Origin of the sequence: Methylobacterium nigriterrae (assembly GCF_037106235.1) — a bacterium.
Classification (GTDB): Bacteria; Pseudomonadota; Alphaproteobacteria; order Rhizobiales; family Beijerinckiaceae; genus Methylobacterium; species Methylobacterium nigriterrae.
Genome location: NZ_JBAWTG010000064.1, coordinates 20,247 through 27,384, shown reverse-complemented (window position 1 = coordinate 27,384; position 7,138 = coordinate 20,247). Strand labels below are relative to the sequence as shown.

The 7,138-nt window shown below is 64.1% G+C and carries 5 protein-coding genes and 2 pseudogenes; 4 read left to right on the top strand and 3 right to left on the bottom strand.

Going from position 1 to position 7,138, the window contains the following annotated elements; all coding sequences use genetic code 11:
- Positions 1-155: pseudogene (locus tag WDW90_RS24375) on the bottom strand (IS5/IS1182 family transposase); the annotation flags it as partial.
- 434 nt (positions 156-589) lie between these two features.
- Between WDW90_RS24375 and WDW90_RS24370 the strand changes: the two are divergent.
- Positions 590-1,636: an SGNH/GDSL hydrolase family protein gene (locus tag WDW90_RS24370; RefSeq protein WP_336490064.1), complete on the top strand. Its 1,047-nt coding sequence runs from the start codon at positions 590-592 to the stop codon at positions 1,634-1,636.
- Between the two features lie 204 nt (positions 1,637-1,840).
- A complete protein-coding gene (locus tag WDW90_RS24365) occupies positions 1,841-3,307 on the top strand; it encodes a M6 family metalloprotease domain-containing protein (RefSeq protein WP_336490063.1) in 1,467 nt (488 codons plus the stop codon).
- Between the two features lie 290 nt (positions 3,308-3,597).
- Here the strand turns inward: WDW90_RS24365 and WDW90_RS24360 are convergent.
- Both WDW90_RS24360 and WDW90_RS24355 read right to left on the bottom strand, forming a co-directional pair.
- A pseudogene (locus WDW90_RS24360) lies at positions 3,598-4,584 on the bottom strand (alpha/beta fold hydrolase).
- Positions 4,585-4,915: 331 nt separating this feature from the next.
- Complete coding sequence (locus WDW90_RS24355) at positions 4,916-5,671, bottom strand: tetratricopeptide repeat protein (protein ID WP_336490062.1); 756 nt, start codon at positions 5,669-5,671, stop codon at positions 4,916-4,918.
- Between the two features lie 518 nt (positions 5,672-6,189).
- Between WDW90_RS24355 and WDW90_RS24350 the strand changes: the two genes are divergently transcribed.
- Together WDW90_RS24350 and WDW90_RS24345 are read left to right on the top strand one after the other, a co-directional pair.
- The gene (locus tag WDW90_RS24350) at positions 6,190-6,360 is read left to right on the top strand and encodes a hypothetical protein (RefSeq protein WP_336490060.1); all 171 of its coding nucleotides are present in this window, start codon (positions 6,190-6,192) and stop codon (positions 6,358-6,360) included.
- A 42-nt stretch (positions 6,361-6,402) separates the two neighbouring features.
- On the top strand, positions 6,403-6,924 hold the full coding sequence (locus WDW90_RS24345; RefSeq protein ID WP_336490059.1) for a lipase/acyltransferase domain-containing protein: 522 nt from the start codon (positions 6,403-6,405) through the stop codon (positions 6,922-6,924).
- Positions 6,925-7,138: the final 214 nt, after the last annotated feature.

The following is a 7,138-nucleotide window of genomic DNA, read 5'->3' as shown; positions in this document are numbered from 1 at the left end:
GGACGTGCGCGGATAAAGCCGAGTTCCTGTAGATCGAGGGCATCGACAAAGACGTCGATGACCCTGACGGAGTTGTCCGCATCGACGAAGTCATCCAACCGATCGGGAAACAGCGTCACCTGACTGCGGTCGGCACCCTCGATATAGCCAGCCATCGGCAGCTCCGGCCTGAATGCCAGACGCTATCAGATCGCCGACTTTCCACACAGCCTTTAACAAGAGCGGGATACTTGCGTGGCACTGATGTTGCCCGCATGATCCCGCCTCCGCTTCGAGCGAATCAGTCAGGGGTGTTTGGATGCCGTCCTGCGCGTCTTTCAACATCTACCATCGCAAGTCGCAGCCGGGCCTTTGCTGTGCCGTCCGGAATGACCGCGAGATCCCCAATTTCATAGGATCTCAGGATTGGGTCCTGGGAGGCACGGCGCGGAACGGTGCGGACCATCCGGGCTTCCGGCGCAGAGCGGCCGATACCGGGGACCAGCTGCTCGGCTACTATCTCTTCCACGCGATACAGGCCTGAGGCGGCCGCGGGATCCTCAAGCACACGGCAGCCGATGCTGGCGCCGCAAGGTGGTGGGAGGACATCATGGCCGACGAGGGCTTCGTCCAAGAGGAAGCGAACAGGCGCATTCAGCAGGAAATTGCCGAGCGTGTCGCCGTCCACAAGGCGAACATCGCCCGGCTCGCGACCGCGCAGGCGAGTGCCGACCTGCTGGCGGCCCCGATCCTCAACCGGCCCTTGGTCCTCCTGGCCCAGGGCGATAGCTGGTTCGACTATCCCCTGACGGGGAACGGACTTCCGCTGGTCGACACCGACGTGATCGCGCAGCTGCGGCGCATCGGACCGATGCCGCCGACCATCCTCAATCTCGCCCATCATGGTGACGCTGCCGTCGGGATGATGTCCCTGGAGAAGCAGGAGCGCATGATCGCCGCCCTGCGGGACCCGTCGAACTGGATCGATGGGAAGCCGGATGCGATCCTGTTCTCCGCCGGCGGCAACGACATCGCCGGAAACCAGTTCTGCATCTTCCTCGACTTCAACGATGGCCGGACGCCGGGTCTTAACGCGGGGCGGTTCGGGAAGGCGCTCGGCATGGTCGAGGCCTGCTACCTCGCCCTCTTCGCCTTGCGGGACAGGGTCGCTCCCGGCGTTCCCATTATCGCCCACTGCTACGATTTCCCGATTCCGAACGGGGCGCACCCCATCTGCGCCGGCCCCTGGCTCAAGCCGTCGCTGGACTTCTGCAACTGGCCCACCGCCGAGGGCACCGCCATCGTGCGGGAGGCGCTCGTCGCCTTCAAGGACATGCTGATGCAGCTCGCCGCAGATCGGGACAACCTCTTCCACGTGGTCGACACGCAGGGAACGCTCTCGGCCGACGAGTGGGCGAACGAGCTCCACCCCTATCCTGGAGGCTTCGCCAAGATCGCACAGCTGATCTCGGACGCCCTGGGCGACCTCGTGCAGCCTCCGGACCGGGTCGAGGCGCTCGCGGCCCTTGCCGCGTCTCCGACGATCGCGCCGGCATCCGCGTCGCCCAGCACGGCCGCAAGGAAGCGTGCTGCACCTCGCACCAAGACGGCCGGAGGCGGGAAGGGCACTCGTCGACCGGGTCAGAAGAAGCCTTGATCGGCAGGGTTCCGAGCCGGAACAGCCGTATCGGAAGGCATACCGAAAGTAATCATTACGAATGAGACATCTTCGCGCGCCGTGCGAATACACGGACTGCGCTGCACGGTGGCGTAGTTTCGTACGCAGGCGGGCTGATGGCACGGCGGCTGTTGCGTGCTTTACTGGTCGGCCTCTGCTTCGGATTCATCTGAGGAGGTCTCGGTGCGTCACCTCGTCCGTCCCTTCGGCCCGTGCAACTGCTCACGCGAGAAGTGTCAGGTTCCCATCTCGCCGTTCGCCCTCTCACAGCTGTATGCGCGGTTCCTCTCGCTTCAGAAGGAAGGACGGCTGACGCCCAATACGACGTTCGAGCAGTTCTACGACATCTGGAGATCGAGGCGCCGCGGCGTGAAGATCCTCGGCCTCGACGACGGTCGCGTCGAGATGGATCTGCGGCCGGCGGCCGACCGGGAGCTGATCGAAAGGCCCCCCAAGAAGCTGAAGGGCGAAATCAAGACCCTGGTCCTGCTGGCGGACTTCCCCGACGTTCCGCGGGCGGATGACCACAGTCCCGGTTACTTCGAACAGATGCTGTTCAGCGAAGGGATCTTCCCGACGGGGAGCATGCGCGACTACTACCGCGCCATCAGCGGCTGGAGTGAAGGCGGCGGACAGGGGATCGACGTGACCGGGGAGGTGCGCGGCTGGTTCCGGCTGCCGCACCCGCTCTCCTACTATGCGGACGGGAATTCCGGGATGGAGCCGACCTCCTACCCGCGAAACGCGCAAGGCATGGTCCGCGACACCGTCCTGGCGGCGCAGGCCGTGGGGATGAACTTCGACGGGTACGATGTTCTGAACGAAGGGACCGTGACCGCGCTGTTCGTCATCCATGCGGGACGCGGGGCCGAAACGACACTCAGCCAGAATGACATCTGGAGCCACAAGTGGCTCGTGCCGGACGGGATCAAGGTCGGCAACAACATCCGCGTGCAGACGTATCTCACGGTGCCGGAAGACTGCCGGGTCGGCGTATGCGCGCACGAGTGGGGACATCTCGTTCCCCGCTGGGCGGACTACTACGACACCGGCACCGTGCGGAACTCGAGGTCGAACGGCCTCGGCGACTACTGCCTGATGGCCTCCGGCTCCTGGGGCAACTCGGGGCTGAATCCGGTCCTGCCCAACGGGATGCTGCGGATGTTCCACGATTGGATCAAGCCTGAGGTGATCACGGAGGATGCGAAGAATGTGAGGTTGAAGCCGGCGGCCGAGGGCGGATCGGTCGCGGTGATCCGGAACGGCAGCGTGATGTCGGACAGCCAATATCTGCTGGTGGAATACCGACGCCGCCGGGGCCTCGACTCGGCGCTCCCCGACGAGGGGGTGGCCGTCTACGTCGTCGACGAGGCGATCACCAACGTCAACAACGAGGATGCGCTCGCGATCGAACTGATCCAGGCCGACAACAGGCGCGACCTTGCGAAGATTTTCGGCCAGGGCAACCGCGGAGACGCCGACGACCTCTACCCGAGCAACGGCAACAGAAAGCTCGGCAGGACGACGAAGCCGCCGCTCAACCTGCCGGGGCGGCCCGCGAGATGGTCCGGGGTCACGATCACCGTGAAGGGAAATCCCGGTGACGCGGAGATGGGAATCGACGTCGCGCTGTCCGACCCTGAAGTCTGATCTGGGGGCGCCAAACGTAGATCGGCGAGGCGAAGGGCCTCGAAGCCGCGCAAAGATCTTCGTGTTGGGATCTGACAACCCAAGTGATCTGGGGGATTGCAGGGACAAGGGGAAGATGATCTCTAGAAGAATAGGTGCGTTGTCCCCGCGCTCAAGCAAGAGCTCACGGCGGTCGGATCTCCCGAAACTCGTGCGTTCCGCGGCTCTGCGCAGCGCACTTGGACGCGTACATCCCGCGCCTGGTGATCACGTCATCGAGCCGGCCGCGATTCAGTGGTGGCATCTCGGGTCTAGGGCTGGTTCAGGCCCGAGGGCGTGCCCCCCACCGTCTTGCCGATGAACGCGACGGTCGCGGTGAGCGCCTTCTGGGTCGCCTCGCTGCCCTGCTCGGGCGTCTTGCCCGCAAAGACATGCCCCGCAGTCGGCAGAACGATCAGCTCATGCGAGACGCCCGCCGCCTTCAGCCTCTCGGCCATCTCAAGCGTCTGAGCTGGCGGCACGGTCTTGTCCTCGGCGCCCGCGATCAGCAGCATGGGCGGGTCCCGTTCGTCGACATAGGTCACCGGACTGGCGGTGGCGATCCGGTCCGGTGTGCAGGTGGACGCCGAACACCCCAGCAGCCGCCACTCCGGAGCGGTTGCGTTGTCGCGCGAGAGGGCTCCGGCTTGCCGCGCCTGATCGGCAAGGGTGGCCAAGTCGAAGACACCGTACCAGGCGACGCCGGCCTAGACGCAGTCGGAGATCGCGCCGGACCGGCTCGTATCCGATGACGGCAGACGTTCAGCTGGGCTTGCCTGCGCGGGGTCAAATTCGGCTGCGCCGCAGCTGAGCGCGGTGAGTGCCGCGAGATATGCGCCGGCCGAGGCACCCCAGGCCACGGCACGCCTGGGATCGATGCCAAACTCCGGCGCCCTGGAGCGCAGCCAGCGCAGGACTGCCTTCACGTCCTGCACCTGGGCCGGGAACTTGGCCTCGCCGCTCAGGCGATACTCGACAGAGGCGACGACATAACCCCGCGCCGCCAGGGCAGCCAACACCGCGGGGAAGTCCGCGAAAGGGCCGCTCCGGCGTGCCGTGCCGCCCAGCCAGCCGCCGCCATGGATGTAGAGAACCAGCGGGAACCCGCCAGCTGGTCGCGTTGCCTGCTGCGGGGGCAGGTACAGGTCGAGCGTCAGTGGCCGATAGCCTTCCGGCTCGGCGTAGATCAGGCCAAGCCTAGCCTTGACGGCGTTCGGGAACGTGACCTCGGTGGCAGCAAGTCGACCGGGCCTCGCCATGATCTTGGCACCTGCAGGCGAGTGGGAGTCGGATTGCTCTGCATCGGAGCGGGCAGGGAGTGCGGCCACGAGAACCAGTGCCATAGCTATAAGGATAAGTTTTGAGGGCACCTCACTCCTCCGTGCAGGTGCAAGCCGTTGCACATCACCTCTAACCAGCTTGCATTTCAGCAAGTTGCCCGGCGGGACGTAGGGCCGCCTGTGCTGCCGCCCGATCATGGATCGCTCTGTTCGGCAACTGCCGGAACAGCCCACAGGCATCGGCGTGCATCCGCTTACGGCGCGTATCTTCTGGGTAGTCGGTGAGGTGGGGCGGCACGGGACGACCGCGTCAGCGGGCTGCATGCTTCCCGAGCTCGCTCATCGAGACCTCCACGGCCGGCAGCAGCCGAGCAGCCTGGGCGTAGTCGGCGGACGCTCGCTCGTGATCGCCCAGCTTGACGTGCACTCTGGCTCTAAAGCGATAGGCATCAGCCCGTTGCGGATTGAGCCTGATCGCCTGATCGAAATCGGCCAGCGCACGCCTGAGGTCGCCGCGCTCGCTGTGGGCAAGCCCGCGATTGAAGTAGGCGAGGGCATGACGTGGCCCGAGCCGGACGGCCTGCTCGAAGTCTGCGAGCGCACGATCGGCATCGCCTTTCCGGCCGAACACGGCGCCACGGCTGCAAAAGGCGTTGGCATGTGTCGGGGCCAGGCGGATGGCGTTGCTATAGTCGGAGACTGCGCCATCGAGATCTCCGAGTTCCACGCGGGTGCGGCCTCGATTGTAGTACGCGCTGGCGAGGTCAGGGTCGCGGCGGATAGCGTCGCCGTAGTCGGAGAGCGCGCGGGCCCGATCGCCCTTATGCTCGTAGGCGACACCCCGATCGAAATAGGCCACAGCCATGAACCTGTCTGCTTGGCCGGCTTGGGCGATCAGCAGTGTACAGGCCCTGATCTGGTGGTCCGGATCACTCCCGTTGGTGCAGTCCGCTTCGTTTCGCGCGTCTGCGTGAGCCACGGTCGTCAGGTTGAGCACCAAGCCCGCCGCGGCACAGATCCGAACCAACCGCATGGCCTCCCCCAACAGCAGGTGCTTTGCGGCCAAGCTTAAACCTAAACGGTGCAGACCGGCATCGCCGATATCGCAATAAGCCCCTCTGTGCCGGGCCGTACTGAAGCTGTCTCACGGCGCAGCTTGGCAGGGACCAAGCACATGCTGACCCGTGGGCGATGGGGGATCCTCGGTGATCGCCGAAGTGACAACGCCGGGGATAACAGGGACAAGAAGAAGACGATCTCTGTAGAAATGCTCCTGTTATCCTCCGGCCAAAGAGCGGCGGGACCTAATCCAGAGTCAACCACGTTCCCGTCTGTCCCTGACTGAGGGCCGGTCCGCTTCGCGGTGCGGGTAGAAGGATTCGCCCGTCTCAGTCTGGCTGACACATCGGGGGCCGGGCGGCTCATGACAGGGTAGTACCGGCCTGAGATGGATCCCTTCGCCGATGAGGCCGAGGAGGTCGTTGTGTGAAACCGCGCCAAGGCGGGACATGCCGGCCCGGGGCCAATCACGACCGGAGAGAACGAGACAGACAAGACCGTAATTTTCCTATCATACCCGGCCCGTTGTCCCGGCGGCCTCAGGGCGACCTTCGCTACGATCAGCCTATCCTCGCCGACGAGAACAAGGAGCCCTACTATCCCGACGCTGGCTCCGGGCTGTTTCCTGAACAGGACGCGGACGAGGTCCTGCCCATCAAGGCCGTCTTTGAGCAGGTCTACGAAGGGCTGGACTAGGTTCAGGCCCAGACGGGCATCACCCCAATCGAGGACATCATTTTGAGGGCCCGGTTCGATGATCTCTGGTACTACCATTCCGAGACAGGTTTCGCGCAGGAAGTGCGTGAGCGTCTGATTGAGCGGTTCAAGGCCGCTTCCGGGCAATGCGTCCTGATATTTGCGCACTCCATGGGCACGATCATTGCCTACGACGCTCTGAGGATGCTCGAACGGAATACCCCCTCGACCCACATCGACTCCTTCTTGACTCTTGGGTCGTCACTCGGGCTCGCAGACGTCAAACTGAAAATCACCGAAGAGCATGGATCAGTTCGCGTGCCGAAAAATGTCGGACATTGGACGAACCTGGTGGACGCGCGGGACGTCGCCGCCGTGACGGGTGCGCTAGCCGATGATTACGCACCGCATAACGGAACAAGCATCCATGATGTTGAGGTTCTGAACGAGTACAGGCGGCCAAATGGCGAGGCCAATCACCACAAGTCGAACGGCTACCCGCGTACGCCAGAACTCTCAGCAATTGCCCCCGGGTTCACGGCTTTGCGCCCTTCTGGCACATGAGCATCGAGCAGGTTTGCCTTATTATCGCCCTCAACCTTCTTGCCGGCACTTTCCTGGCGTGGCAGGCGAGCAATCGCATGAGCGTTTTTGGAAGTCTCATCCTGCTAGCAACAATCGTCCTCGGTTTCGCAATGCTGTGGCGGTCCTTCACCTGACAAACATTAGTTAGTGCAGCAGCCCTCTCCCGGCGTCCGCCCTCTCAGGCCGCAACCTC

Excerpts from the sequence above, each read along its gene's own strand:
- WDW90_RS24370 (WP_336490064.1), top strand. The coding sequence starts at position 590 with ATGGCCGACGAGGGCTTCGTCCAAGAGGAAGCGAACAGGCGCATTCAG.